The organism is Streptomyces sp. NPDC005017 (genome assembly GCF_042873115.1).
GTDB lineage: Bacteria > Actinomycetota > Actinomycetes > Streptomycetales > Streptomycetaceae > Streptomyces.
In genome coordinates this window covers 98,137-124,215 of the sequence record NZ_JBIALD010000006.1, presented here as the reverse complement: position 1 = coordinate 124,215, position 26,079 = coordinate 98,137, and the positions used below count along the sequence as shown (strand labels likewise).

Annotated in this window: 18 protein-coding genes; 11 read left to right on the top strand and 7 right to left on the bottom strand. The window is 69.8% G+C overall.

Annotated features, from left to right (window positions below; all coding sequences use genetic code 11):
- Window positions 1–149 precede the first annotated feature (149 nt).
- A complete protein-coding gene (locus ACFYR0_RS11415) occupies window positions 150–356 on the top strand; it encodes a DUF2180 family protein (protein ID WP_389324901.1) in 207 nt (68 codons plus the stop codon).
- Window positions 357–457: 101 nt separating this feature from the next.
- Here the strand turns inward: ACFYR0_RS11415 and thpR are convergent, their stop codons facing one another.
- From thpR to ACFYR0_RS11400, 3 genes are all read right to left on the bottom strand, one after another.
- A complete protein-coding gene (gene thpR, locus ACFYR0_RS11410) occupies window positions 458–1,042 on the bottom strand; it encodes an RNA 2',3'-cyclic phosphodiesterase (protein ID WP_389324898.1) in 585 nt (194 codons plus the stop codon).
- A gap of 137 nt (window positions 1,043–1,179) precedes the next feature.
- Window positions 1,180–1,458 carry a cupin gene (locus tag ACFYR0_RS11405; RefSeq protein ID WP_389324895.1) on the bottom strand — a complete coding sequence of 93 codons (279 nt, stop codon included), beginning with the start codon at window positions 1,456–1,458 and terminating at the stop codon, window positions 1,180–1,182.
- Window positions 1,459–1,609: 151 nt separating this feature from the next.
- Window positions 1,610–2,554 carry an SMP-30/gluconolactonase/LRE family protein gene (locus tag ACFYR0_RS11400; protein ID WP_389324892.1) on the bottom strand — a complete coding sequence of 315 codons (945 nt, stop codon included), beginning with the start codon at window positions 2,552–2,554 and terminating at the stop codon, window positions 1,610–1,612.
- 108 nt (window positions 2,555–2,662) lie between these two features.
- Between ACFYR0_RS11400 and ACFYR0_RS11395 the strand changes: the two genes are divergently transcribed.
- The gene (locus tag ACFYR0_RS11395; protein ID WP_389324889.1) at window positions 2,663–3,115 is read left to right on the top strand and encodes an Lrp/AsnC family transcriptional regulator; all 453 of its coding nucleotides are present in this window, start codon (window positions 2,663–2,665) and stop codon (window positions 3,113–3,115) included.
- Window positions 3,116–3,230: 115 nt separating this feature from the next.
- On the opposite strand, the gene ACFYR0_RS11390 is transcribed toward ACFYR0_RS11395, so the two are convergent.
- A complete protein-coding gene (locus ACFYR0_RS11390; RefSeq protein WP_389324886.1) occupies window positions 3,231–4,916 on the bottom strand; it encodes a glycosyltransferase family 2 protein in 1,686 nt (561 codons plus the stop codon).
- Between the two features lie 184 nt (window positions 4,917–5,100).
- Here ACFYR0_RS11390 and ACFYR0_RS11385 point away from each other — a divergent pair, with 184 nt between their 5' ends.
- The 7 genes from ACFYR0_RS11385 to ACFYR0_RS11355 all read left to right on the top strand — a co-directional run bounded on the left by ACFYR0_RS11385 (window position 5,101) and on the right by ACFYR0_RS11355 (window position 19,827).
- Entirely contained in the window at window positions 5,101–5,379 is a 279-nt protein-coding gene (locus ACFYR0_RS11385) for a DUF6479 family protein (protein WP_389324883.1), read from the top strand.
- A gap of 201 nt (window positions 5,380–5,580) precedes the next feature.
- Window positions 5,581–6,597, top strand: a complete 1,017-nt coding sequence (locus ACFYR0_RS11380; RefSeq protein ID WP_389324880.1) for an ATP-binding cassette domain-containing protein — start codon at window positions 5,581–5,583, stop codon at window positions 6,595–6,597.
- Entirely contained in the window at window positions 6,594–7,403 is an 810-nt protein-coding gene (locus ACFYR0_RS11375; RefSeq protein WP_389324877.1) for an ABC transporter permease, read from the top strand. The genes ACFYR0_RS11380 and ACFYR0_RS11375 overlap by 4 nt, the downstream gene beginning before the upstream one ends.
- 366 nt (window positions 7,404–7,769) lie before the next feature.
- A complete protein-coding gene (locus tag ACFYR0_RS11370; protein WP_389324874.1) occupies window positions 7,770–8,078 on the top strand; it encodes a hypothetical protein in 309 nt (102 codons plus the stop codon).
- 192 nt (window positions 8,079–8,270) lie between these two features.
- Complete coding sequence (locus ACFYR0_RS11365) at window positions 8,271–12,545, top strand: LamG-like jellyroll fold domain-containing protein (protein WP_389324871.1); 4,275 nt, start codon at window positions 8,271–8,273, stop codon at window positions 12,543–12,545.
- A gap of 86 nt (window positions 12,546–12,631) precedes the next feature.
- The gene (locus ACFYR0_RS11360) at window positions 12,632–19,471 is read left to right on the top strand and encodes a polymorphic toxin-type HINT domain-containing protein (protein WP_389324868.1); all 6,840 of its coding nucleotides are present in this window, start codon (window positions 12,632–12,634) and stop codon (window positions 19,469–19,471) included.
- A complete protein-coding gene (locus ACFYR0_RS11355; RefSeq protein ID WP_389324865.1) occupies window positions 19,471–19,827 on the top strand; it encodes a hypothetical protein in 357 nt (118 codons plus the stop codon). The genes ACFYR0_RS11360 and ACFYR0_RS11355 overlap by 1 nt, the downstream gene beginning before the upstream one ends.
- A gap of 106 nt (window positions 19,828–19,933) precedes the next feature.
- Here the strand turns inward: ACFYR0_RS11355 and ACFYR0_RS11350 are convergent, their stop codons facing one another.
- Together ACFYR0_RS11350 and ACFYR0_RS11345 are read right to left on the bottom strand one after the other, a co-directional pair.
- Complete coding sequence (locus ACFYR0_RS11350) at window positions 19,934–20,551, bottom strand: hypothetical protein (RefSeq protein WP_389324862.1); 618 nt, start codon at window positions 20,549–20,551, stop codon at window positions 19,934–19,936.
- 84 nt (window positions 20,552–20,635) lie between these two features.
- The gene (locus tag ACFYR0_RS11345; RefSeq protein ID WP_389324859.1) at window positions 20,636–21,751 is read right to left on the bottom strand and encodes a serine hydrolase domain-containing protein; all 1,116 of its coding nucleotides are present in this window, start codon (window positions 21,749–21,751) and stop codon (window positions 20,636–20,638) included.
- A gap of 143 nt (window positions 21,752–21,894) precedes the next feature.
- Here ACFYR0_RS11345 and ACFYR0_RS11340 point away from each other — a divergent pair, with 143 nt between their 5' ends.
- A complete protein-coding gene (locus ACFYR0_RS11340) occupies window positions 21,895–22,776 on the top strand; it encodes a GyrI-like domain-containing protein (protein WP_389324856.1) in 882 nt (293 codons plus the stop codon).
- A 98-nt stretch (window positions 22,777–22,874) separates the two neighbouring features.
- Here ACFYR0_RS11340 and ACFYR0_RS11335 read toward each other — a convergent pair whose 3' ends face one another.
- Window positions 22,875–25,016, bottom strand: a complete 2,142-nt coding sequence (locus tag ACFYR0_RS11335) for a hypothetical protein (RefSeq protein ID WP_389324853.1) — start codon at window positions 25,014–25,016, stop codon at window positions 22,875–22,877.
- Window positions 25,017–25,175: 159 nt separating this feature from the next.
- Here ACFYR0_RS11335 and ACFYR0_RS11330 point away from each other — a divergent pair, with 159 nt between their 5' ends.
- Window positions 25,176–25,892: an RNA-guided endonuclease InsQ/TnpB family protein gene (locus ACFYR0_RS11330; RefSeq protein ID WP_389324850.1), complete on the top strand. Its 717-nt coding sequence runs from the start codon at window positions 25,176–25,178 to the stop codon at window positions 25,890–25,892.
- Window positions 25,893–26,079 lie beyond the last annotated feature (187 nt).

Below are 26,079 nucleotides of genomic sequence, written 5' to 3'. Positions count from 1 at the left end.
GTTCCCGGTTCAGTGACCGAGCCCTGGACTGGGAAGCCGCGGCACGGTGAGGAAGATGCGCCTGGTTGCGTCCGCGAGGGCTGAGGGGAAGCCTGGGGCCACGAGGGAGTCGCGAAGGCACCCGGTTCCCGCGTTCGAAAGGCCCTGTCATGGTCTGCTACGAATGTGCTCAGCTGGGGCGTGAAGAGGTCGCCGTCGCCGTGTGCCGGGTGTGCGGAGCGGCCGTGTGCATCGACCATGTGCGCACCGAGAGCAAAGCGCTGCGTGGACCCGCGAGTCCGGGCAAGGTGACACATGACCGGGCGGCCCGCCAGCTGACCTGCCCGGTGTGCCGGGCGGCCGAGGTGTCGCCGTAGCCGGGGCAGGGCTCGGCTGCCTGGCCGGCCCCGGCTCTGCTGGGGCCATCGGGCCGCTTCGCGGTGACGTGGCCGGGCTGAGGAGCCGGTGCCCGGCCCGGTCACTGCTCGCCCGTGAAACTCCACGCCTCGATGTCGCGGTACCGGATCGGGCCCGGGCCGCGACCGAAGTTGCTGCCGACCAGGTGAAGGCGTTCGGCGTACCAGCGGCGGCCGGTGAACGTGGCGAGCGCGCCGGCGACCTCCAGCACGCTGGAGGGATCGTCGCGGCGGGCCCTGGCCAGTGTCAGATGCGGCCGCAGGGGGCGTTCCTCCAAGGTCACACCGCACTCCCCGACCAGTTCGCGGACCTCCGTGGCGAGCGTGTGGAGTCCGGCCAGGTCCCCGTCGATCCCGGTCCACAACACCCGGTCGTCGAAGTGGCCGCCGCCGCGCAGCGCCAGGGCCACGGGTGCGCGCCGAGCCGCGAGGTCCGCGAGCGGATGCCGCAGGCGCGGAACGATGCGCACGGGGAGTTCGCCGAGGAACGCCAGGGTGATGTGCCAGTCCTCGACGCGGTTCCACCGCATCCGGGGGTAGGCGTCGTAAGCGGGCCGCAGCTCCCGCTCCAGCTCTTCCTTGGCGTCGTCGGGCGGGGCCAGCGCTATGAACACGCGGACGGTGGAGGCACTGGGCTGTTCGTTCACGCAGGACTTCGTACACCACCGCGCGGGCCCGGACCGAATCCGGGTCCGCACGGCGGGGCCCTTGACGGCGGCGGTGCGGGGGAGCAGGGGCGGGGGCAGGGTGCGGTGGCGTCCGGCGTGGGGACTGGCCGGGCTGTTTACAGGGGCGAGGTCTTCGCCCACGGAAGCGGGATCCTGTCCTCGCTGCCCGGCGGCATCGCGCTGCCGCCCAGGGCCATGGCGACCACCGCCCCTGCCGGGCCGCCCACGGCCTTGAACCGTCGTACGGCACCAGCAGGCACGATGATGGCCTGACTGGTCTCGGCGTACCGGATCCCGCCCTCCACTTCGACCTCGAACTCGCCTGACCGGGGCATCCACACCTGCCCGCGGTCGATGATGTGCACCGGCGTGGCGGAGTCGGCGCCGAGTTCCACCGCCAGGTGCTGACCTCGACGCTGCCCTGGCTGGGGGCGGCCAGGCCGAACATCGAGTCCCGGCACCGCGCAGCGAGGCGGGAACCCACCCGACACCGCAGCCTTCAACGGCGCGGTAGGCGGGAATCTCCCCCTTCAGGGGGAGAGGATGTCAAAGCCAGGGTCGTCGTCCCGGTCCGGTGGGGTGGGTGCCGGTGACACCCATGACCACCGAGTACAGGCTGGTCTCCGCGGTGATGAAGAGGCGGTTGCGCTTGGCGCCGCCCCAGGTGATGTTGGCGACCGTCTCGGGGACGTTCAGACGGCCGATCAGGGTGCCGTCGGGGTCGTAGCAGTGCACGCCGTCGTCCATCGCGGCGACCCAGAGGCGGCCGCCGTCGTCGAAGCGGAGGTTGTCGAAGCGGGCCTTGTCGCGGCCGCCGGCCTCGGCGAAGATCTCTCCCTCGGACAGGGTGCCGTCGTCGCGTACGTCGAAGACCCGGACGAATCCCGCCCGGGTGTCGGAGACGAACAGCTGCGACTCGTCGGGCGAGAAGACCAGCCCGTTCGGTGCGCCGAAGCAGTCCGCGACCAGCCGCACTTCGCCCGTGACCGGGTCGATGCGGTAGAGGTTGTTGGCGCCGATCTCGCTCTGCGCGCGATAGCCCTCGTAGTCGCTGGTGATGCCGAAGTCCGGGTCGGAGAACCAGATCGAACCGTCCGACTTCACCGTCGCGTCGTTCGGGCTGTTCAGGCGCTTGCCCTGCCACCGGTCGGCCAGCACGGTCACGGTGCCGTCGTGTTCGGTCCGGGTCACCCGGCGGTTTCCCTGCTCACAGGTGATCAGGCGGCCCTCGCGATCGAGGGTGTTGCCGTTGGTGTGTCCGGCGGAGCGGCGGAAGACACCGACCGAGCCGGTCTCCTCGTCCCACCTCAGCATCCGGTCGTTGGGGATGTCGCTCCACACCACCTGGCGCCAGGCGGGCACATAGATCGGTCCCTCGGCCCAACGGCAGCCGGTGAAAAGGACCTCCAGCGCGTCATCACCGTTCATGCACCTCCCCGTGCGGAACCGGTCGTCGAACATCTCGTACAGCCCCGGGCGCTCGTCGCTCATGGAGTCCACTCCTCACGAATCGTCTCACCAGGCCGAATCAGGATCGGCGTGATCGGCATCCTGCAATATGACATACTGCAATAGCCAGTTGATTCCGAATGGAGAGTTGTGGATCACATCGATCGCGCATTGTTGGCTCAGCTCCAGCAGGACGCCACCCAGCCCTACTCCGCCCTCGGCCAGGCCGTCGGTCTGTCCGCCGGAGCCGCCCACGAGCGGGTCCGGAAGCTGCGCGAGCGCGGCGTCATCCGGCGGACCGCCGTCGACGTGGACCCGGCCGCCGTGGGCAGCGCCGTCCTGGCCTACGTGATGGTCGACTCGACGTCCTGGATGGGTGATTCGGCACAGGACTTCGCCGCCCTCCCCGAGATCCTGGAGGCGCATGTCATCGCCGGCAGCGCCTCGGTGCTGGTGAAGGTCAGGACCGCGACCACCGAGCAGCTGCAGGACGTGCTGCGCCGGATCTACGCCATCGAGGGAGTCAGCGGAACGCAGGCGACGGTGGTCCTGGAGACCTTCTTCGAGCGGCCGCTCTCACCTCTGACGGGAGACCAGTCGTGACCCACCCGCGCCCCGGTGTCCACGGCGCCGGAACGACGAAGCCGACAGAACTCGTGATCTTCGACTGCGACGGCGTCCCGGTCGACACCGAACGGTTCGGACCGGGTCTTCTCGTTCACCGGTCGTGCCGGGGGAGCCGCAGCTGTGGGATCCGCCCGAGGGGGCGTACGACTTCGCGGAGTCTGCCGAGGCGCCGGCCGATGGCTCCGAGATGCCTGGGCAGGCCACGCTGCGGTTTCCGCGTCTCCCTCGCCGCGGTGACGCGCAGGCTGAGGTTGCCGAGGGCGGTGTAGTACGGCGTGACCGTGAGCTTCCCGGTGGTCGCGGTGACGGGTGGTGCCAGGCTCTCGGCCTTGCGGGCTCCGAAGCGGCGCTGCGTGCTCAACCCCTGGGTGCGGACGTTGAGATACACGTCCCATACGCCCGGGGTCAGCGGGCCGCCGTTCTCCGCCCGGGCGAAGTCGATCTCGGCGGTGAAGCCCGCGGGGCCTTGCGTGCCGGTGGCGGACGCGCCGGTCAGTGGTGCGGAGCGGGTGGGTACGCGTACTTCGCGGCCGTCGTCGCGGAGCCGAAGCACCAGCTGTGTGGCCGGTTCGAGGGTCGGGACGCGTTCGATGTACCCGTGGCCGGTCAGCCTCAGCACGTCGCCGCGCTGAGCCCGCCGCCAGCCCAGGCTGTCCAGCCGGTCGTTCTGGCCCAGCCGGTGGGTGATGTCGTAGCAGGAATCGGGGATCCCTCTCTTCTCGTCGCGGAAGTAGGGGTAGGCCGCGTAGGCGCGCCCGCCGTCCACGACCACTGCGTGGGGGCTTCCGTCCTTCGCCTTCTCGCGTTCGAGGAACTCGATGACGTCGACGATTTCCGCGCGCATGCCGTGCCGGGCGCAGTGGGCGAAGATGCGGTGCGGTGGGGTCATCTGGCGGTCGATCTCCGGGGTGTAGAACCGCTCCACCTCCTGCTTGACGATCTCCATTGCCGCGAGCTGCTCGTCGACGGTGAGCGGCGGGAAGCGCCAGGAGAAGGAGTCCAGCAGTCCGCCCCGGAAGGTCCGCAGCAACGCGGCGTCGCGTACGGGGCCGGGTGTGCTGTGGGCGGCGATCGCTGCCATGATCCGCCGGGCGGTCTCGAAGCGCCTGGGCAGGTCGCGGTAGTTGCAGGTGATGTTGCCGTTGTCGTCGCGCCTGACCTTGAAGTAGACGTCCTCGTCGGCGACCACGGACACGACCGAGGCTTGGAGGTAGGCCTTGGTGACGAAGATCCGGTCCTCACCGATGCGGATGTCCTCGTCGAAGCGCAGCCCGCGTTCCAGCAGGAAGGAGCGCCGGAAGAGCTTGTGCGGTGTCAGGCTGTACCAGACACGGGAGGTGGCGAGGTCGACCACCTCCTGGTCGGCCTCGAACATGGAGCGCGGGACGTCGCAGCCGACGCCCACGTATTTGCCGAGCACCACGTCGGAGCCGTTGCGCTCGGCCATGTCGATCATTCGCCGCAAGGCATGTGGTCCGAGGTGGTCGTCGGCGTCGAGGAAGAAGACGTAGCGTCCCCGGGCCAGGTCGATGCCCACGTTCCGCGGCGCGCTCGGACCGCCGGAGTTCTGCTGGTGGACGACCCGTACGAAGTCGGGGTGCTCGGCGGCGAAGCGGTCGAGTTCTTTGCCGGTCCCGTCGTTCGAACCGTCGTCGACGGCCAGGCATTCAAGCGTGTGTTCGCCCAACGACTGTTCGGCCACCGACTTCAGACAGCGAGTCAGATAGGGCAGGGCGTCGTAGGCGCCGATGACGACGGTGACGGTCGGTTCCGACACGGATCTCCCCTTGCGGTACGGCACGATCGCGGCCGCTGGCCGACCGTGCGTACTGATGCATATAGGGAGTTTTTATCCGCATTCTTACTTTTCAAAGAAAATGCGGCATTTGTGGGCATGTCGCTGACGGGAAGTCGAGCAGGCCGTCGCGCCGAGTCGCGGGCGTTCGGTCCGGACGGTCCGGATGAGCCGCATCGTGGGTGAGTCCGCCTTCGCGGGGAACGCGCTCCGCATGAACGAAATGCTGCCCCTGGCCGCGTCCGGGTTTCCGTCGCTGCTCCTGATCGTCGTCGGTGTCGTGCTCGTCCTGCTGATCCTCGGCGCGTTCTGGTGGGGATCGCGCCGCGCGGCCCGAGGCAAGTCCCCGGGCCCCGGACCGGCGGCCCAGCCGCCGCCCGCCACCGCGAGCCGCGAGGACTCCTGGGACACCCCGGACGGGGACCCCGGCCGCCGACGTCCCTGACCGGCCCGAATCCCCGCGGTGAAAGCCGACTGTGCGACGTGGCCGACCCGGGCATACGACGGTGCCCCCGCATGAGCCGGAGAACGCGGGAGCAGGTCCCCCTGCGGGAAATCCGGAGGAGGAATGTCAGTGGCGTGCGGCACAGTGGTGGGAGGAGTGGACGCCGGCGTGACGCCCACCGACCCGCGAGGGGACACTCCCATGTCGTATGCCATCCAGGCGGAGGGCCTGGCCAAGCGTTTCAAGGACACGAAAGCGCTCGACGGAGTCGATCTGGCGGCTCGATCCGGCACGGTGCTCGGACTGCTCGGCCCCAATGGCGCGGGCAAGACGACCGCCGTGCGGATCTTCGCCACGCTGTTGCAGCCCGACGCAGGGCGTGCCTGGGTGGCCGGGCACGACGTGGTGGAGGAATCCGCCGCGGTGCGGACACTCGTCGGGCTCACCGGGCAGTACGCCGCGGTCGACGAGAACCTGACCGGGACCGAGAATCTGCTGCTCATAGGGCGTCTCCTCGGTATGTCGAGGCGTGAGGCCCGAGCCCGCGCGGATGAGCTGCTGGAGCGGTTCCAGCTCACTGACGCGGCCGGGCGGGCGGTCAAGACGTTCTCCGGCGGCATGCGGCGCCGGCTGGACCTCGCCGCCAGTCTCGTCGGACGGCCGCAGATCCTCTTCCTCGACGAGCCGACCACAGGACTCGACCCGCACAGCCGCGGCGAGCTGTGGGACATGCTCCGCGGGCTCGTCGCCGACGGTGCCACGGCCCTGCTGACCACGCAGTATCTGAACGAGGCCGACGTGCTCGCGGACGACATCGTCGTCATCGACAAGGGCAAGGTGATCGCCGAGGGAACGCCCGACGAGCTGAAGTCGCAGGTCGGCGGGCAGGTGCTGGAGCTGCGGCCGGTCCACCAGGAGCAGCTGGCCTCCGCCCACGCCCTGGTCGCGGAGGCTGCCGGGCCTCACACCCGCATCGAGGGCGAGATGATCACCGCTCCCGTGAACGATCCGTTGCTGATGCCCGCCGTCGTACGCACACTCGACCGCGCCGGTATCGCCGTCGGTGAGCTCACCCTCCGTAAGTCCTCCCTCGACGAGGTCTTCCTCGCGCTGACCGGCCACAAGGCCGAGCCGGGGCAGCAGCCGAACGGTTCCGATCCCGGCCCGGGTTCCGGTACGGACGAGAGCGAGTACGAGAAGGCGGTGAGTTCGGCATGACCGCCACCACGGCCGCGGCGCCGCTCACGAAGACCGGCAGGGTGCGTCCCCTCGCGGGGCTCCAGCAGACGTTCACGATGGCCTGGCGCTCCCTGGTCGCCGTGAAGCACAACCCGCTGGAGCTGGTGGACTACAGCATCACGCCGATCATGTTCGTGTTCCTGTTCACCTTCGTCCTGGGCGGGCAGATGGCCGGCTCCCCGGAGGCGTACCTGAAGTACGCCCTGCCCGGGATCATCGTGCAGAACACCCTCTTCATGACCATGTACACGGCGATGGCGCTGAACACCGACCTGACCAAGGGCGTCTTCGACCGGTTGCGCAGCCTGCCCATAGCGCGGTCCGCGCCGCTCATCGGGCGGATCACGGCCGACCTCGCCAAGCACGTGTGGGCGATGCTGCTGATGATCGGTCTGGGCCTGCTGCTCGGCTTCCGGGTCACCGGCGGCTTCGGGGGGTTCCTGCTGGGCGTGCTGCTGGTCGTCGTGTTCGCCGCGGCGGTCTCGTGGGGCGCCGTGCTCATCGGCATGCTCGCGGGCGACGCCGAGAAGGTGCAGGCGTTCGCTTTCACGATCATCTTCCCGATCACCTTCACCAGCAGCGCGTTCGTCATCGTGGACACGATGCCGGGCTGGCTTCAGGCATGGAGCGACTTCAACCCCGTCACCCACCTGTCGGACGCCTTCCGCGGGCTGCTGCTGGGCGGGCCCGTCGCCGAGCCCGTGATGTGGTCCCTGGTGTGGGCGGCCGCGATAGCCGCCGTGTTCTACCCGCTGGCGATGCGGGCGTACCGGGCGAAGGTCTGAGCGGGGCCGTCACCGGCCGGAGCCGCGCCGTACGCGGTGGGCGGGCGGCTCCGAACCCGGAGGCGGCGGGCGGCTCCGCACGGCACGTCGTGCCTTCTCGTGGCGGACGTCGTGGCTTCTGGCGCCGTACGTCGTGCCCTCGCGCACCGCTCGCGGCGTTGAAAGAGCTTTCTGCAAGTTGCGGAAAATCGTGCCGTGACCCTTGACGCTCGCAACGCGGGCAGCCATGGTCGATTCCAGCCACTCGCAGGCAACCACCACATCACCCGATGTCGCCCCATGGTGGAGGCGCGCCGACGTGCTCGGCGGCTCACCGGCGCAGGCGCCCAGGTCGGCCCTGCGTGCCGACCCGTTCCAGGAGACGTCATGACGTTGATCTCTCAGCCGAAGGGCGACCCTCAGGAGTCGGCGGCGCACTGGCCTCTCCACCCCTCGGGCTCCGTGGCGGAGGCGGACGGCCCGGCCCTCGACGTCTGGCTCGTGACCATGCCCACCGTCGGCGCGAACGGCACTCTCGGAACGCAGAGCTTCGCGGTCCGCGCCCGGACGGCGCTCCAGGCGATCGAGTACGCCACCGAGCACGCGGGCAGCACCCGAGCGGTCAGACGCCGGGGAGGAGCGCGCATCTGCCCTCCGGAGGCTCACGCCACGCCGTGGAGTGCGTACAGGCTCTGAGGGGCGGTCGACGCCTCCGGTCCCGTGGACGGACCGGAGGCGCGCTCGTGTTCTTGACCCTGAGTCAATTTGCCCTGAAAGCAACCCACGTCGCCCGATCCCCATCTCAGGACCGCCCTTCTTGAATTGACTTTGCGATCACTCACGTCGTTACGTTCTCGCCGGAAGGCAAGAGCACGTTGTGAGAGAGTGATGACACGAATACCGGCGGCCCCATCGCGAGGCCGCAACAGAGCAGTCGCCGCACTGCTCGGAGTGACACTGGCCGTCGGCCTGGTTCCGGGAGCCGTCGGCTACGCCGTGGCCGAGACGCAGACACCCGCCACGTCCGCTGCGGAGAAAACCTCCGACGGTCCTGCCGCCGCGGCGACCGAGGCGCAGGCGCTGGCGCGGGCCAAGAGGTCCGGCGAGTCGGTGGAGGTCATGTCCCTGCGGGGAGAGACCACCGAGGTGTTCGCCACCCCTGACGGGGACTTCGAGGCGCGGGAGTACCTGCGGCCGACGTGGACGCGCGCCCAGGACGGCTGGGAGCGCGTCGACACCGAGCTGGCCGCCACCGCGGGCGGCACGGTCGCGCCCAGGTCGGCCACCGTGAACCTGGAGTTCTCCGGGGGCGGGGCCAGGGATCCGCTGGTGCGCATGGAGCGTGCCGGGCGGACGATGAGCCTGTCGTGGCCCACCGCGCTGCCCGAGCCGCAGCTGTCGGGGGCCATGGCGACGTACCCGGACGTGCTGCCGGGCGTCGACCTGCGGATGACCGCGCAGGAGGACGGCTTCGCGCAGCTGCTCGTGGTCAAGTCGGCCGAGGCCGCCAGGAATCCGAAGCTCGACGAACTGCGGCTGAGGCTCGGGTCCGACGGTCTGAAGATCAAGGAGAACGCCCGGGGCGGCCTGCGCGCGGTCGACGGCGCCACGAACGGCACCGTCTTCGAGGCGCCGAAGCCGCTCATGTGGGACTCCAGCCCCGGCAAGTCCGCACAGGCCGGGCGTGTTTCCGGCAAGAGCCTCGCCGCCGCCTCCGGCACCCCGGCCGGTGAGCCCGGCCCCGGTGAGTCCGGCAAGCTCGCCCCGATCGGCGTGGACCTCCCGGCCGGCGGGAACGAGCTCGTCCTGACCCCGGACCAGAACGTCCTCAACGGCGCCGGCACCAAGTACCCGGTGTTCATCGACCCGCAGTGGTACTCGCCGCGCGCGTCCGCGTGGACGATGGCGTCGAAGTACTGGGCTTCGTCGCCGCAGTGGAAGTTCAACGGCGAATCGGACGCGGGCCTCGGCTACTGCGGGTGGTACTACTGCCAGCCGTACGACACCAAGCGGCTCTTCTACCGCATCTCCACCTCGGCGTTCGCGGGCCGGACGATCCTGTCCGCCGAGTTCGTGGTCCGCAACACCTGGTCGGCCTCCTGCTCGGACCGCACGGTCGAGCTGTGGGACACCGACCCCATCTCGGACCAGACGACGTGGAACTCCCAGAACGCGAGCGGGTTCTGGAACAAGCAGCTCGCGTCGGACTCCTTCGCGTACGGCTTCTCGGGCTGTTCCGCCGCCGACGCGGAGTTCAACGTGAAGTCCGCGGTGCAGGCGGCGGCCACCGCCAAGGACCCGTCCATGACGTTCGGTCTGCGCGCGGCAAGCGAGACGGACGCGTACGGCTGGAAGCGGTTCTCCGACAAGGCGTTCCTGCGGGTGAAGTACAACCGCCCGCCGCCGCAGGTGAAGATGTCGCAGCTGACGATGGAGTACGGCGGCACCTGCAAGGCCCCGTCCAAGCCCGCGCGGATCCGCACCCTGGGCACGATCTACGCGAACAACATCACCGACCCCGACGGCGACAGCGTCTCGCTGGAGTTCCAGGCGAAGTGGGACGGCGGTTCGTGGACCCCGGCCCGGACCAAGACGAAGGCCTCGGGTTCGTCCTTCTCGATCAGCCTCCCGACCTCGATCCCGACGAACAAGACGGTCAACTGGTACGTCCGCTCCTACGACGGCGGCCAGTTCTCGCCGTGGTCGAACGCGGGCGACCCGACCGGCTGCTACTTCGTCTACGACACCAACGTGCCGAAGGCCCCCCTGATCACCTCGGGCGAGTACCCCAAGTCCAACCCCGAGGACCCCGAGGACCCGTGGTTCGACGGCGTCGGCAAGTACGGCTCGTTCAAGATCGACGGCGTAGAGACCGACGTGACGAAGTACTGGTTCGGCTTCAACGCCGACCCCAGTTCGAAGAACACGCTGACCACGAGCGGCGGTGCGCCGCAGATCGCGACGATCCTGCCGGACGAGCCCGGACTGAGGTTCGTGACGGCCCAGGCCTTCGACTCGGCCGGAAACGGCAGTGAGATCCGGACGTACCAGTTCCGCGTGAAGACGGGTCAGCCGGAACGCTCCATGTGGCAGCTCGACGAGGCCGCGGGCGCGACCGCGGCGACGGCCACGGCGAAGGACCGCCCGGCGACGCTGTACGGCAGCCCCACTCCGGGCGCGGCCGGCGCCAAGGGCACCGCCGTGACGTTCGACGGCGTCGACGACTACGCCAAGACGGACATCCCCACCGTGGCCACCGACGCCGGCTTCTCGGTGTCGGCCTGGGCGCGGCTGTCCCGGGCGCCCGGCACGGCGGCGATCATCGCGGCCCAGCCCGGCAACCACGCGCCCGGCTTCGAGCTGTACTACTCCAAGACCTACGACCGCTGGGCGTTCAACCAGTACACGGCCGACACCGCCGCCGCGACGCCCGTGCGCGCGATGGCGCCGGCCGCGGGCGGGGTCACCGTCGGCAGATGGACCCACCTGGTGGGCACCTACAGCACCGGCTCCGACGAGATGAAGCTGTACGTCGACGGAGTCCTGGTGGGCACGACCGCGTACTCCACGCCGTGGGACGCCCGCCGGGGCCTGCAACTGGGCGCCGGCTCCTACAGCGGAGCGCCCGGCTCCTTCTTCCCCGGTGACATCGACGAGGTGCAGATCTTCGACAAGCCCCTGTCGCAGTCCGAGGTGACGGTGCTGGGCGGCAAGACGTCGCTGAGCGCCGGGCGTCCGGCCCGGATGGTCTTCGCGATGGACGAACCGGCCGCCGCGACCGAGCTGACGGGCAGGCAGGAGCTCGTCGACGCCGTCCACCAGGGCGGCGCCACCGTCGGCGCCGAGGGCGTCGCGGGCGGTTCGCTGACCCTGGACGGCACCGACGACCACGCCACCACCGGCCGGCCGCTGCTGAACAACCAGCGCAGCTTCGCGGTGTCGGCGTGGGCGAAGCTCCCGTCGGCCAAGCCGACGCACGCGGGCGTCGTCGCCACGCAGCTCGGCACCACCAAACCGGGCTTCGAGCTTTACTACTCCAGCTCCTACGACCGCTGGGTGTTCAACAACTACTCGGCGGACTCCGCCACCGGCACACCGATCCGCGCCATGCAGGCCGAGGGCCAGGTCGCCCAGGCCGGTACCTGGGCGCACCTCGTCGGCGTGCACGACACGGTGGCCGACAAGCTGCTGCTGTACGTGAACGGCACGCTCGCGGGCTCCACGGCCCTGTCGACGAGCTGGTACGCGGGCGGCGCCTTCCAGATCGGCGCCAGCAGGATCGACGGTGCGAACACGTCGTTCTTCACCGGGCAGATCGACGACGTGCGGATGTTCGACCGTGCGGTGTCGGGTGACGAGGTGTACCAGCTGTTCAAGCAGCGTCCGCTGGTCAAGAGCCGCTGGACGTTCGAGACGACCGCCGGAACGGCCCCCGTCACCACCCCGGACGCCGTGAGCACCACCAACCCGCTCACCCTGCACGGCGGTGCCGTCCAGTCCAACGCCGCCTTCATCGACTACGGCTCGATGTCGCTGAACGGCACCACCGCGTACGCGACCGCCGCGAAGGTCCCGGTGGACACCTCCGGCAGCTTCACGCTGACGGCGTGGGCGGTGACGTCGTCGACGCCCGGCATGCCGGTGACCGTACTGAGCGCGGAGGGAGCGAACCGCAACGCGTTCAACGTGCGGTTCGTCCCCGACGCCACCGCGCCGGAGTCGAACCCCGGACGCTGGCAGCTGTCGCTCACCGACACCGACGACCCGGCCGAGACCCCCACCGTGGTGCAGGTCGACAACGGTCTGGGCTACGGAGCGGGCCAGTGGAACCACCTCGCCCTGGTCTACGACGGCTTCACCAAGGAGGCCCGTCTGTACGTCAACGGCAACATCGCCGAGATCGCCTGCAAGGACGACGACGGCGACGGCGAGGCGGACGACACCGGGTGCGAGGACCTGGTCCCGTGGGCGGAGAACGCCCTCGCGTTCAAGTCCACATCGCTGCAGATCGGCCGCTCCCGCTCGGGCACGGCCGCCGCGGGCACGTACTTCCCCGGCCTGGTGGACGACGTGTGGACCTTCCAGGGCGCGCTGACGGACGCCCAGGTCACCAAGCTGTCGAGCACGTGGTTCGACGTGCCGACGAAGGTACCCGGCGACTGACCGGGACCCGCTGACCAAGGGTGCCGGGGGCCGATGCGCCCCCGGCACCCCTTGATTTCCCCCTGATCGAAGAAACGAGTTCATTCATGGATGGCAGAGCGCGCTCCTGGCGCGTAGCCGCCCTGGGGCGCAGAATCGCCCTCGGGACATCGGCGGTCATGGTCGCCACGATGCTGCAGGCGACGGCGTTCGCGCCGGTCGCCGAGGCGGCGGGCAACGGACGCCCCGAGGTGTCCGAACCGGACAGGCCGGTGGCAGGCCTGTCCGGCGCCAAGCCGAAGCCGCGCACGGTCCAGAAGGGCCCGCGCACCCCGAACGAGGAGCCGAAGGCCGACTGGCCCGACGCGGGTTCCGCCCTCGTCACGCTGAAGGAACCGGCCGCCAAGGCCGGTGACCCGGTGACGGCCAAGGGCCTCCCGGTCGCCCTGAACACCCCCGCCAAGAAGGTGAGGTCGGCGACCGGCGGCACCATCGAGGCCAAGGTCGTCGGCCACGCGGCCGCCTCGAAGGCCGGTGTCGACGGGCTGCTGTTCACCCTGAAGGCCAGGGACAAGGCATCCTCCGGCACGGTGGGCGCCACCCTCGACTACACCGACTTCGCCGAGGCGTTCGGCGGAGCCTACGCCTCCCGGCTCACCCTCGTGGAACTGCCGGCCTGTGCGCTGACCACGCCGAAGAAGAAGGCCTGCCGCACCACCACCCCAGTGGTCACGGACAACGACACCGAGACGCACACCCTCACCGCCCGGTCGGTGTCCGTGCGCAGCGGCTCGCCGACCCTGCTGGCCGCCACCGCCGACGACGCGGGCAAGACCGGTGACTACAAGGCGAGCCCGCTGTCGCCGTCGGCGACCTGGAGCACCGACCTCAACACCGGTGACTTCGGCTGGTCGTACGGCATCCCGGTGCCCGAGGTCCCCGGCGGCCTGGCTCCCAGCCTGGCCCTGAGGTATTCCTCCGGATCGATCGACGGCCGCACCGGCAACACCAACAACCAGTCCTCGTGGGTCGGTGACGGCTTCGAGATGTCGCCCGGCTTCATCGAGCGGCGCTACAAGCCGTGCGCCGACGACGGCCAGACGGCCCCCGACGGCATCAGCAAGCCCGGCGACCTGTGCTGGGGCTACGACAACGCCTACATCACCTTCAACGGCAAGGGCGGCGAACTCGTCCCCACCGCGGTGACCGACGAGTTCCGCCTCAAGCAGGACGACGGCACCCTCGTCAAGCGGCTGCGCAACACGACGCTCGCCAACGGCGACGACGACGGCGAGTACTGGCGGGTGACCACCCCCGACGGCACGAAGTACTACTTCGGCTACAACCGGCCCGCCGGATGGGCCGAGGGCAAGGACGAGACGAACTCGTCCTGGACCGTGCCCGTCTACGGCGACGACTCCGGCGAGCCGTGCAACAAGACGACGTTCGCGGACTCCTGGTGCCAGCAGACCTGGCGCTGGAACCTGGACGCCGTCATCGACGCGCACGGCAACAGGATGACGTACTACTACGGCAAGGAGGACAACTCCTACGGCCGCAACCTCAAGGCCGCCGACGACACCCCCTACACGCGCGGCGGCTACCTGAAGCGGGCCGAGTACGGTCTGCGCGCCTTCTACGACCAGCCGCTCGCCAAGGTGGAGTTCACCAACTCCGAGCGGTGCATACCCGACAGCAACACCACCTGCTCGTCCATCTCCACGGACTCCTTCTACTGGTACGACACCCCGTGGGACATGAACTGCGCGGCGGGCACCGACTGCGACAGCGGACGGCTCTCCCCGACCTTCTGGACCCGCAAGCGGCTGACCGGCATCACCTCCTACGTCCTGAACGCCGGCGCCTACAGCAAGGTGGACTCCTGGGCGCTGACCCACCGTTGGGGCCAGGCGGACGTCGACTACCAGCTGCTGCTGGACTCCGTCCAGCGCACCGGCCACACCGGCGCCACGCCCATCGCCCTGCCGAAGACGACGCTGGCCTACACCCAGCTGGCCAACCGGCTGGACCAGACCGGTGACGGCTACGCGCCGTTCATCAAGGCGCGCCTGTCGAGCGTCGCCGACGAGCACGGCGGCCAGATCGACGTCAACTACTCGGCTCCGGCGTGCAGCGCGGGCTCCACGCCCACCCCGGAGACCAACACCACCCGCTGCTTCCCGCAGATGCTGGGCGGCTCCGACACCCAGGCCCCGGAACAGCACTGGTTCAACAAGTACGTCACCACCTCGGTGACCGCCACCGACCGCACGGGCGGCGCCCCGGACGCGGTGACGCAGTACGAGTACCTGGACGGTGCCGCATGGCACTACGACGACGATGACGGCCTGACCAAGGAGAAGCACAAGACCTGGTCGCAGTGGCGCGGCTACGGCCACGTCCGCGTCAAGACCGGCGGCCAGGGCGGCGCCGCGTATCTGAAGACGCAGCAGGACAGCTGGTTCCTGCGCGGTATGGACGGCGACCGGCTGAACAAGTCCGGCGGCACCAAGTCCGTCAGCGTCACGCTCGGCACCGGCGAGGGCGACCCCATCACCGACCACGAGTCGGCGGCGGGCTTCGCCTACAAGACCGCCAAGTACTCCGGCCCCGGCGGCAGCGTCCTGGAGAAGACCGTCGAGCGGCCCTGGCGCCACGAGACCGCGAAGAAGACGCGCTCCTGGGGCACGATCACCGCGAACCACACCGGCACGGACGAGTCACGGACCTGGACGTCGCTGGACGACGGCGCGGGCAGCCAGTGGCGCACCACCCTGGTGGACACCACGTACGACACCGTCGCGGGCCGCGTCACCCAGATCGACGACAAGGGCGACACGTCGGTCACGACCGACGACGTCTGCACCCGGACCACGTACGCCACCAACGCCACCGCCAACATCCTCACCCTGCCCTCCCGGGTGGAGACCGTCTCGGTGCACTGCGGGGCCACGCCGGACCGCACCAAGCAGGTGGTCTCCGACGTGCGCAGCGCCTACGACGGCCTCGCCTACGGTGCCGCGCCGACCAAGGGCGACTCGACCGCGACCGCCAGGCTGACCAAGCACACCGGCACCACCGGCACCTACCTGGAGTCCGGCGCCGGCTTCGACTCCTACGGCCGCCCGACGACGAAGACCGACATCACGGCGACCGTCACGGCCACCGAGACGACCGCGCCGGTGCGCACCGCGCGCACCGACGGCCTGACCGGCACCACCGCCTACAGCCCGGCCACGGGCCTGCCCACGACGGTCACGACGACCACTCCGCCGGCCAAGGCGGGCGACGCCACGACCGCGCAGACGACCATCACCACGATGGACGCGCTGCGCGGCCTGCCCACCCAGGAGAAGGACACCAACGGCAAGCTCCGGAACTTCACGTACGACGCGCTCGGCCGCGCCGACAAGGTCTGGCTCGCCGACCGCCTCACCGGTCAGACGCCGAACTACGACTTCGACTACTTCTTCGACGAGGGCAAGCCGGTCGCGGTCCGCACCCTCACCCTCAACAACGGCGGCGGCCAGGTCGCCTCGTACACCCTGTACGACGGCCTGCTGCGCGCCCGCCAGACCCAGGACATCGGTCCCGACGGCGGCCGCCTGATCTCCGACAAGTTCTTCGACGAACGCGGCCTCCTCGCCAAGGAGTTCGCCTCCTACTACACGACCGGCGCACCCAACCGGGAGCTGTTCAAGCCCGTCGACGCACTCGGCGTGGAGACCCAGGTCTGGCACACCTACGACGGCCTGAACCGCGAGACCACCACGAAGAACGTCGCCGGCAACGGTGAGGGCGGCGCCGACCTCGGCACCACCACCACCAGCTACAACGGCGACCGCACCACGGTGATCCCGCCCCTCGGCGCCACCGCGACCACCTCGCTGACCGACGCCCGCGGCCGGGTCGTCGAACTGCGCCAGCACCACGCGCGCAGCGCGACGGCGACGTACGACGCGACCACGTACCAGCACACGCCGTCCGGCAAGCTGTCGCGGGTCACCGACCCGGCGGGCAACGACTGGATCTACGAGTACGACCTGCTCGGCAACCGCACCAGGGTCGTCGACCCCGACCAGGGCGAGGGCTTCAGCACCTACGACGACCGTAGCCGCCTCATCACCACCAAGGACTCCGAGAACCGGATCCTGTACCGGGTCTACGACCAGCTCGGCCGTCAGACCGAGCTGCGCGACACCAGCGCGACGGGTACGCTGCGCGCCTCCTGGACGTACGACACGATCGCCGGCGCCAAGGGGCAACTGGCCTCCGCGACCCGGTACGTGGGCACCGCGCAGTACGTCAACAGGGTCACCATGTACGACCAGCTGTACCGCGCGCTGCGCACCTCGCTGACGGTTCCGGCGTCGGAGGGTGCCCTCGCCGGCACCTACCAGGCGGGCACCAGCTTCCACCCCTCGGGTCTGGTCGCGGGCGTCTCCTACTCGGCGGCGGGGGCCCTTCCCGGCGGTTCGTACAGCTACAGCTACGACTCCGCGCTGCGTCCGGTGTCCGTTCTCGGCGACGGCTTCCAGGCCGACACGACGTACTCCAACACCGGCAAGCCGCTGCAGTACGCCTACGGTTCCACCGCGGCCGGTGCGAAGAAGGCCTGGGTGACCAACACCTACGAGTGGGGCACCCAGAGGCTCGCCACCTCCCGCGTCGACCGCCAGGACATCGCCGGCGTCGACCGGCACAGCACCTTCGGCTACGACCAGACGGGCAACATCCTGTCCGTCGCGGACGTCTCCCGCGCCGGAACCGACACCCAGTGCTTCACCTACGACCACCTGCGCCGCATGACCGAGGCCTGGACCGAGGGCGACACCGCCTGCTCGGCCACGCCCGCGTCGGGCGCCGTCGGCGGCGTGGCCCCGTACTGGCACTCGTACACCTACGACAAGACGGGCAACCGCAAGAGCGAGACCCTGCACAACACCGGCAGCGGTGACACCACCCGCTCCTACGCCTACCCGCCGGCGGGCGGCCCCCAGCCGCACACGCTGACCGAGGTCGCCGAGGCCGGCCCGAACGGCACGTCGAAGACCAGCTACCTCTACGACAAGACCGGCAACACCACCGACCGCGTGATCGGCGGCACCACCCAGAAGCTGCAATGGAACGCTGAAGGCCGCGTCACCAAGGTCACCCAGCCCGTCGAGGGCAAGCCCGACGAGGTCACCGACTACGTCTACGACACCGACGGCAACCGGCTGATCGCCCGCGGCCCGAACGAGACCACGCTCTACGTCGGCAACACCGAGATCGTGCTGCCCAAGGGCGCCACCACGGTCAAGGCCACCCGCTACATCGACCTCGGCGGCGGCAACCAGGCCGTCCAGTCCGACGACGGCACGATCACCATGACCGTCGCCGATCACGTCGGCACCGGCCAGCTCCAGATCAAGACGGCCGGCCTCGCACTGTCCCAGCGCCGCACGCTGCCCTTCGGCGGCAACCGCGGCACCGCGACCGGCACCTGGACCGGCAACAAGGGCTACGTCGGCGGCACCGACGACACGAAGACGACCGGTCTGACCCATCTCGGGGCACGCGAGTACGACGCCTCGCTCGGACGGTTCATCTCCGTCGACCCGGTCATGGACCCCAACGATCCGCAGCAGATCAACGGGTACGCCTACGCCAACAACAGCCCCGTCACCTTCGCCGACGGCGACGGACTGAAGTACTACCCCGTCTCCGGCCCCTGCGTCCCCGTGCCCACCGCGGGCTGCAAGTGGAAGGACGACGGCCCCGGCATCGCGTCGAGCAGCAAGGGCTACTACGACGAGCCCAGCAACAACGGCAACGGCGACGGCACCGGCAACGGCAGCCCCGCCGCCGACTACCGCTGCGGATACCCGGGCTGCTCGACCGCCGGTGTCACCGGCTACGGCGGGAGCGTCGACAAGGTCGTCGAGGACAGCCTGCCGCACACCGGCCCCGTCCCGACACCGATCAGCTTCTGGGACATCGCCAAGGCCGTGGTGCTGCCGGACCCCTCGGAATGGAAGGCGTGCGCGAAGGACCCGGGGATCAACTCCCACTGCGGCTGGTCCGCGACGGACCTGCCCCTGGCCAAGGTACTGAAGCTCCTGAAGTTCCTCCCGTCCGGGGCGGCGAAGAAGACCGACGAGGCCGTGGACGCGGCCAGCAGCTGCAAGTGCTTCCTCGCGGGCACCGGCATCCTCATGGCCGACGGCACGACCAAGGACATCGAGGACGTCAAGCTCGGTGACAAGGTCCTCGCCACCGACCCGGAGACCGGCGAGAGCGGCGCACGCGAGGTCACCGCGACCATCGTCACCGACTCGGACAAGCACTTCACCGAGCTGACGATCGCCACGGAGAACGGCGAGGAACACCTCACCGCGACCTACGAGCACCCGTTCTGGTCGGTCTCGCAGCACGACTGGGTCGAGGCCGGCGCCCTGAAGCCGGGCATGGCCCTGCGCACCGACGAGGGCCGTACGGTCGAGGTCACGGCCACCCGCCAGTACACGGACCACGTCCGCACGTACAACCTCACCATCGAGGGCCTGCACACCTACTACGCGCTGGCCGGCGCGACGCCGATTCTGGTCCACAACTCCGGTCCCTGTCCCAAGGCCATTGTGGATTCCGGGAAATGGGACTACTTCTTCGGCAGAGTGAAGAAGGGCAGTCACAACGCACCACGATCCGCCCAGAACCTGGCCCAGCTCAAGCGGATCGGCATTCACGACACCCCTGCCGGCCGTAAGACCATGATGGATTTCTTCGACGAGCAGGTGGCCCGCACCGACAACGTCATGAAGGAATACACCGACCAGTTCGGGACCTTCCAGATCAAGGACGGGCTGATGGCCGGACCGAATGGATTCCTGCATGTAGAGTCGACATGGCAGGTCACCGACAGTGGCCTCCGTCTTACCACGATCATTCCTCGCGGAGGTCCGTGATGACCGGTCAGGAGTTCCTGGTTCCGGGCGACGCCGAGATCCTGGAGGCCTTCGGCGTCGAGTCCGAGGCGACCGACGGAGTGGAATCGACGAGGTCCCTCCGCCTTGCAGCGGGGGTGGGTGACGAGGTCTGTCTGACCTACGACATCCCTGGGCGCTCGATTCACCTTCAATGGTTCCGGAAGGGCGTCTGCGTGCTCGATATTTTCCGGGAAGAAGCAGTACGAATGTCAGTGAACAGCAGTGAGGGCGTGACCACGCTCTCACTCACCTTCGAGTCAGGCTCGCTGTCGGGCGAATTGCACGTTCAGGTGTGGCCGACTCTGTCGGTCAATGACCGGCTCTTGGCGCACTGAGAATCTCGCGCAGTAGGTCCGGCTGATCCAGAGGGCCCTCGCCAGGAACGTCCTGGCGAGGGCCCTTTCGCGCGGTGGGACCGGTTCGGCTGTCGTCTGGTGGGGGTCAGGATGTGGGCTCGACACCCGGCGGGAAGCCGTGGATCCCCGGGGCGCCGACGGAGTCCTCCGCGATCTCGAGGGGACAGAGGCTCCAGTCGGCGGCGATGCGCATCACGTGCTGCTCGGTCGGCATGGCCGCATGCCAGGCGTCCCATTCGGCATCTCCCCAGTCCTCCCGCACCTCCTCGAACCCCACGAGCCCTACGCCGAGTTCCCTTTCGACGGCGGTGGGTTCCCCGACGCGCAGCGGGACCGCCCCGCTCATCCCGACATAGCAGTAGGCGCGGGTCAGCACACCGGATTCGACCCTGGCCCAGGCGTGGTACTCGCCGATGCGGTCCGTGCCGAAGTACTGGAGATCTCCGACTTGCGCGGCGATGGCCCGCAGTCGGCCGGGAAAGTCCAGGTGAGTGGCATCGGTCTCCTGCGTCAGATGGATCCGGCCGTGGGCGAGCGTCCAGCCCTGAACGGGCCCGGCCACGAAAACCCCTTTCCGATAAGCGAGTTCGGCGCCGCTCGTCCAGTCGATGTTCCGCCGGTGCCGCAGACCGAGGGCGTCGGCCACCTCCTCCGGCCCGGCGTCCCGCACCGCGAGCCACGACGTCTTGTAGCCGAAGGACATGGATCCCTCCCACCCTGGTGCCCCGATGACGACGCGGGGATCATCGCAGACGGCACCGACACCGGCGGTGTGCGCCGCCACCTGTCAGCGCAGTCCGCTGTATGCGGCCATGACGATCTCCATGCCGCGGTCGTCCTCCTGCCGTTCCCGGTCGATCATCTGGTTCATGACGTAGGCCACGGTCATGCGTGAGCCGGGGTCGCCGGCGACGAGCGAGCCGCCCCAGCCTCCCCAGCCGAAGGTGGTGCCGAACTTGCCGAAGCCCGCCGTCCACGACATCGGCGTACCCAGGACGCGGTCGTCACCGCCGTAGACCTCCTGCCATGCGGGCTCGCAACCCTTCGGCGACAGCAGCCGCACGCCGCCGACGGACCCGTGGTTCGCCAGTACCGACTGGAGACGGGCGACGGAGCGGGCGTTGCCGAAGCCGTTCACCGCGGGGATCTGCGCACGGCGCCAGGCCACCGAGTTGGCGTCCTTGACCCGGATCACGGCACCTGCGCTCTTGCGGGTCGCGCCGTCCGGTCCGGTCGGTGCGGCGGCGGCGTACTCGTCGGTCAGTGCCAGTGGCGGGATGAGCGGTGCGACGCGATGGTCATGCTCGGTGGAGAGCCCGATGTGGAAATCCGCGCCCAGCGGCTCGGCCACGGTCTCGGCGAAGAACTCGCCCAGGCTGCGGCCGGTGATGCGCCGGACGATCTCACCGACGAGGAACCCGAAGGTGAGCGCGTGATAGCCGGCGGCCGTTCCGGGTTCCCATGCGGGAGCCCGCGCGGCCAGCCCGGCCGTCACGTCCTCCCAGTCGTAGAGGTCCTCGACCGCCGTCGGCCCGGACAGGTCCGGCAGCCCCGCGGTATGGGACAGCACGTGCCGTACCAGCACGTTCCCCTTACCGGCGGCGGCGAACTCGGGCCAGTAGGCGGCGACCGGCGCGGACAGATCGAGCTGCCCCCGGTCGGCCAGGACGAGCGCGCACAGGGCGGTCATGGTCTTGGTCGTGGAGTTCACGCCGGTGAGGGTGTCGCGTTCCCAGGTGACGGAACGGTCCGCGTCGGCGTAGCCGCCCCAGATGTCGACCACCGGCTCGCCGTCGAGGTAGACGGCGACCGAGGCGCCCACGTCGTCCCTGTCGAGCAGAGCGGCGAGTGCCTCGTGGACTGCGGCGAACCGCGGCTCGCAATGTCCCTTAACATCGGTCATGGGCGTAAGCCTCCGGCAGCGCGGCCGCTTCCCGCCCAACACTTCCCGCACCGGTTCTGTCGGGTGGGGCCCGACCGCACCTTCCTCGTACTCCAGCGAGGCGCGCCTGACGGCGGAGGTCTGAGCAGGAAGGACGGACACGAGTGCTCGAGCGGCTGAACCAGGCGCTGGACCACCTTGAGTCCTGCCTCGACCGGGACATCGACATGACCGAGGTGGCCCGGATCGCCGCGGTGTCGGAGCACCACTTCCGGCGGCTGTTCTCCACGCTCGCCGGGATGCCGCTCCCGGTCTATGTGCGGCGCCGCAGGATGACGCTCGCCGCGGCCGAGGTGCTGGCCGGAGAGCGGACACTGCTCGATGTCGCCGTGCGGTACGGGTACGGCTCGGGCGAGGCGTTCGCCCGGGCCTTCCGGTCGGTGCACGGCGTCGGGCCCGCCGAGGCCCGTCGGCTGGGCTCGGTGCTCACGGCGCAGCCGCGCATGTCGTTCCGTGTCGTCGTCGAAGGCAGTACGACCATGCGGTACCGGATCGTGGAGAAGGAGCCGTTTCGGATCGTCGGGAGGAAGGCCCGGGTGCCCCTCGTGCACGAGGGGGTCAACGAGGCCGCCGCGGCGCACCTGGAGAGCCTGGACCAGCGGGCGATCGCCCGGATGAAGGAACTGTCGGACCGGGAGCCGGAGGGGATCCTGTCGGCGGCGGTGCACCTGACCGACAGCCGGGAGGACGACGCCGAAGTGGACTACTGGATCGGAGCGGCGACCGGCACCCAGGCGACCGCCGGGGAACTCGACGCCCTCGACGTGCCGGCCGGGACCTGGGCGGTCTTCGACGACCACGGGCCCTATCCGAGCGCCCTCCAGGAGCTGTGGCGAGACGTGTTCACGCAGTGGTTCCCCTCGAACCCGTACGTGAGCCGTCCAGGCCCTGAGCTCCTGCGGACGCGTCCCGTGGAGACCGGCGAGGCCACCGCCTCCCAGCTGTGGATCCCTGTCGAGCGGGTCGGCGGGGGCGCCGGGGAGTGAACGCGCGTGCCTGAACGTCTCCTTCGCTACGGGTCCGCTCTCCCGGCGGCCCGGTCGCCGTCACCGCTCCGCGACCGGGCCGCTCACGACCGTCGCGGTCAGGGCCGCCGGACGTACGCGACGGCGAACAGTGCGTCGCCGCGCTGGCCTGCCGGGGTGTGGCAGTAGACGTCGGTCGAGACGCGTGGCGGTGCTGCGTAGTCACCGATGTTGCCGAGATGGCAGTACGCGCCGTTCGCGTCCTTCGCGGCCACCTGGACGTTGCCGCCCAGCTTGCCGACGGTGTTCCAGGTGACCCGGTACCAGCCGAGGCCGAGACGGGCGACGGTCGGCACCTCGCCCGGTGTGCTGAAGGAGTGTGCCTGGTCGATGCCCGGGGCGGCGGGGTCACCGGTGGTGGCCGCGTACGCGGCGGTGACGGTGGTGTCGCCGTGCAGGCCGACTCCGTCCGTGTACGACAACACCCACCGGGAGTCCGTGGGCGTGGCGGGGGAGGAGGTTCCGATGGCGTAGCAGGTGATCGGGATCTCCAGGGTGTCCGCGACCGCCGTGCCGTGGCTCGCGTGGCAGTGGGCGGGCGTGCTGGTGCCGTAGGGGGTGATCTGCACGTGTCCGGTGCCGGCCGTGAACGCCTGCCCGCTCAGCACCGCACGGTAGCGGCCCGGACCGTCGCGGTGGACTCGGTTGTCGCGCCCCGCGGAGTTGAAGGTGCCCGTGTTCACGACCGTGCCGGTGCCTGTGGCCGTTTCGTTCCGGATGGTCGCGTAACCGGGGGTGTTCGCCGTCGGTGCCGCGAAGAACACGGTGAACCACCAGTCGGCCGGTGCGCCCGTCTCGTTGAAGCACCGGACGCGGACGAGTTCGTCGGGACCGGACGGCTGGTAGTCGCTGATCGCGCAGGTTCTGCCGCGGTAGATGGTGCGGTAGGCGGTGGCGTGCGCGATGCCCGTCGTCGATCCGGCGTCCGGCAGCCGGACCAGGTACTCACCGGTGCCGGTGTGGGTGACGGTGGCCTGCCTGACCGGGTTGGCCGGGTCGAGCCGGCCCGTGCTCCAGTTCCATCCCGGGTGCAGGGCGGTCTCCACGCCGATCGGTGCCTCGGTGGTGGTGGCCTTGTCCACGTATGCGTAGGCCCATCGGGGCGTGAGTGACGGCCGGGCGCCGAAGACGAAGACGGGCCCGTTCGAGGCCGCCGGATCGTCGTCGAACCGCCATCTCCTGCCGTGGTAGGGGTCCAGGTCCGCGTAGACGACGCCGTTGTCCCGGTTGACGACCTTGATGCCGAGGATGTCCCAGTCGTCCGGGGCGTTGGGCCAGTCGTGGCCGGCGAAGTGCTCCAGGCGGAAGCCGTTCACCAGGTCTGCGTTCGGTGCGCAGGGCTCGGTCGGCGGCGGATCGGCGGCGGTGTCGGGTACGAACTCGCCGTGCCACAGGTACGTGGCGTAGCGAGTGTCGCCCGTGCCGCCGTGGTGCCGGGTCCGGCCGCCGGGGCCGGTTTCCAGATTGCCGTCGGGGTCGTCGAACTGCAGCTTGTGCCTGCCCAGACGGAGCTCCTCGGCGGAGTCGTCCCGCAGTCCGTCGTTGCCGCTGAACACCGTGACGGAGATGCGGCACACCGCGTTCGGGGCGGTCTCGCCCTGCGTGGGTTGGCTCGGTACGTCGTTGGTGTTGAACACCCCACCGAGGGCGTCGAACCGGTGGATGCGCTGACCTGCTCCGCCGTAGGGGTCCTGGCGGTAGTAGACCTCGCCGGTGTCGCGGTCGACGATCTCCAGGCCGCGCAGATCCCAGTTGTCCACGTCGTTCTCGGGGAACCCGACGGTGTGGTGGCGGAACTCGAATCCCTGGGCGAGGGTTTCCCGCGGTACGCAGGGGTCCAGTCGGCCGTCCCAGACGAACGTGGCACGGGACCGGTCGCCCGTGCCTCCGGATCGTCGGGGCTGCGGGTCGTCCAGTGTGAAGTCGCCGTCGTGATCCTCGAACAGGACCGGCTGGCCGCCGAGGGAGATCCTTTCCTCCGAGTCGTCGCGCAGACCGTCCTGGCCGGTGGTCACGGTGAAGGCGACCCGGCAGACGGTGTCCGCACCGGCGGCCGGCCCGGCACCCAGAACCGTGACGGCCGTGGCGATCAGGAGCAGCGGCAGTAACGCGGAGACGAATCGTCCGGGGCGGCCTGGTCCGGAGCGGGTGGCTGTCACCCATGGTGCGAAATCGGTGTGGGCGTGCTTCTTCGTCGGCATCGGTCCCCCCGGCCATCGCGTCAGGTGGCATCGACCGACGCGGCATGGTCCGCTCTGTCATGAGTTGGCCTACGAACAGCGCGAATGCTGCCAGGCGTTCCGAGGGTCGACAAGGGGCGCACGGAAGCGCCAAGTCGGCTTGACGGGCGTCAGGTTGAGGTGAGCTCGGTCGGTATCGACCTGGGGCTGACGCACTACGCGGTGCTGTCCGACGGGCAGGTGATCGGCAATCCCCGCTTCCTGCGGCGCGCCGAGCGCCGGCTGAAAAAGGCGCAGCAGGTGCTGAGCCGCAAGCAGAAGGGGTCGAGGAACCGGGCGAAGGCCCGGGTGAGGGTCGCCCGGGCGCATGCCCGGGTGGCAGATGCGCGCTGGGACTGGTGCCACCAGAGGGCTTCGGGGCTGATCCGCGACAATCAAGCGGTCTACCTCGAGGACCTGGCGGTCTCCGGCCTCGCCCGCACCCGCCTGGCGAAGTCCGTGCACGACGCCGCGTGGGGCCTGTTCCGCCGGGTGCTGCAGGAGAAGGCGGCCCGCCACGGCCGGCACGTCGGTGTCGTCTCCCGCTGGCTGCCTTCCTCGCGGACGTGCTCGGTGTGCTGGGCCGTGGACGGGAGGAAGCCGCTGCACGTGCGCGTCTGGCGGTGCGGGGGCTGCGGTACCGAGCATGATCGTGACCTCAATGCGTCGCGTGTGATCCTCGCCGCCGGGCAGGCGGAGAGGCTAAACGCCCCTGGAGGGCCGGTCAGTCCCGGGGTGGCAATCCGTCCCGGGCACGGCCCGTCGAACGGGGAACCCACCCGAAGGCCCAGCCGGTCACCACCGGCAGCCAGGCGGGAAACCCCGCCCCTTAGGACGGGGAGGATGTCAACCTCCTGACGGCCCTGGACATCGGCCTGGTCGTCGGAGGCCTCACCTACCTCGGCGGTACGTCGGCCGCCGACGCGGTCCTCGCGGGCCTGCTCGGCGCCGGAGGCAGTGTGCCCGTCCTGCGCAGCCTCATCGGCTGACACCGTTCGGTATCCCAGGGAGAACGACCTTCCCTTCTCGCACCAAGGACGCCAGC

Coding starts and splice junctions, on each gene's coding strand:
- ACFYR0_RS11380 (WP_389324880.1), top strand. CDS start 5,581: ATGTCGTATGCCATCCAGGCGGAGGGCCTGGCCAAGCGTTTCAAGGAC.
- ACFYR0_RS11385 (WP_389324883.1), top strand. CDS start 5,101: ATGAGCCGCATCGTGGGTGAGTCCGCCTTCGCGGGGAACGCGCTCCGC.
- ACFYR0_RS11375 (WP_389324877.1), top strand. CDS start 6,594: ATGACCGCCACCACGGCCGCGGCGCCGCTCACGAAGACCGGCAGGGTG.
- ACFYR0_RS11415 (WP_389324901.1), top strand. CDS start 150: ATGGTCTGCTACGAATGTGCTCAGCTGGGGCGTGAAGAGGTCGCCGTC.
- ACFYR0_RS11355 (WP_389324865.1), top strand. CDS start 19,471: ATGACCGGTCAGGAGTTCCTGGTTCCGGGCGACGCCGAGATCCTGGAG.
- ACFYR0_RS11350 (WP_389324862.1), bottom strand. CDS start 20,551: ATGTCCTTCGGCTACAAGACGTCGTGGCTCGCGGTGCGGGACGCCGGG.
- ACFYR0_RS11345 (WP_389324859.1), bottom strand. CDS start 21,751: ATGACCGATGTTAAGGGACATTGCGAGCCGCGGTTCGCCGCAGTCCAC.
- ACFYR0_RS11335 (WP_389324853.1), bottom strand. CDS start 25,016: ATGCCGACGAAGAAGCACGCCCACACCGATTTCGCACCATGGGTGACA.
- ACFYR0_RS11365 (WP_389324871.1), top strand. CDS start 8,271: ATGACACGAATACCGGCGGCCCCATCGCGAGGCCGCAACAGAGCAGTC.
- ACFYR0_RS11400 (WP_389324892.1), bottom strand. CDS start 2,554: ATGAGCGACGAGCGCCCGGGGCTGTACGAGATGTTCGACGACCGGTTC.
- ACFYR0_RS11370 (WP_389324874.1), top strand. CDS start 7,770: ATGACGTTGATCTCTCAGCCGAAGGGCGACCCTCAGGAGTCGGCGGCG.
- ACFYR0_RS11360 (WP_389324868.1), top strand. CDS start 12,632: ATGGATGGCAGAGCGCGCTCCTGGCGCGTAGCCGCCCTGGGGCGCAGA.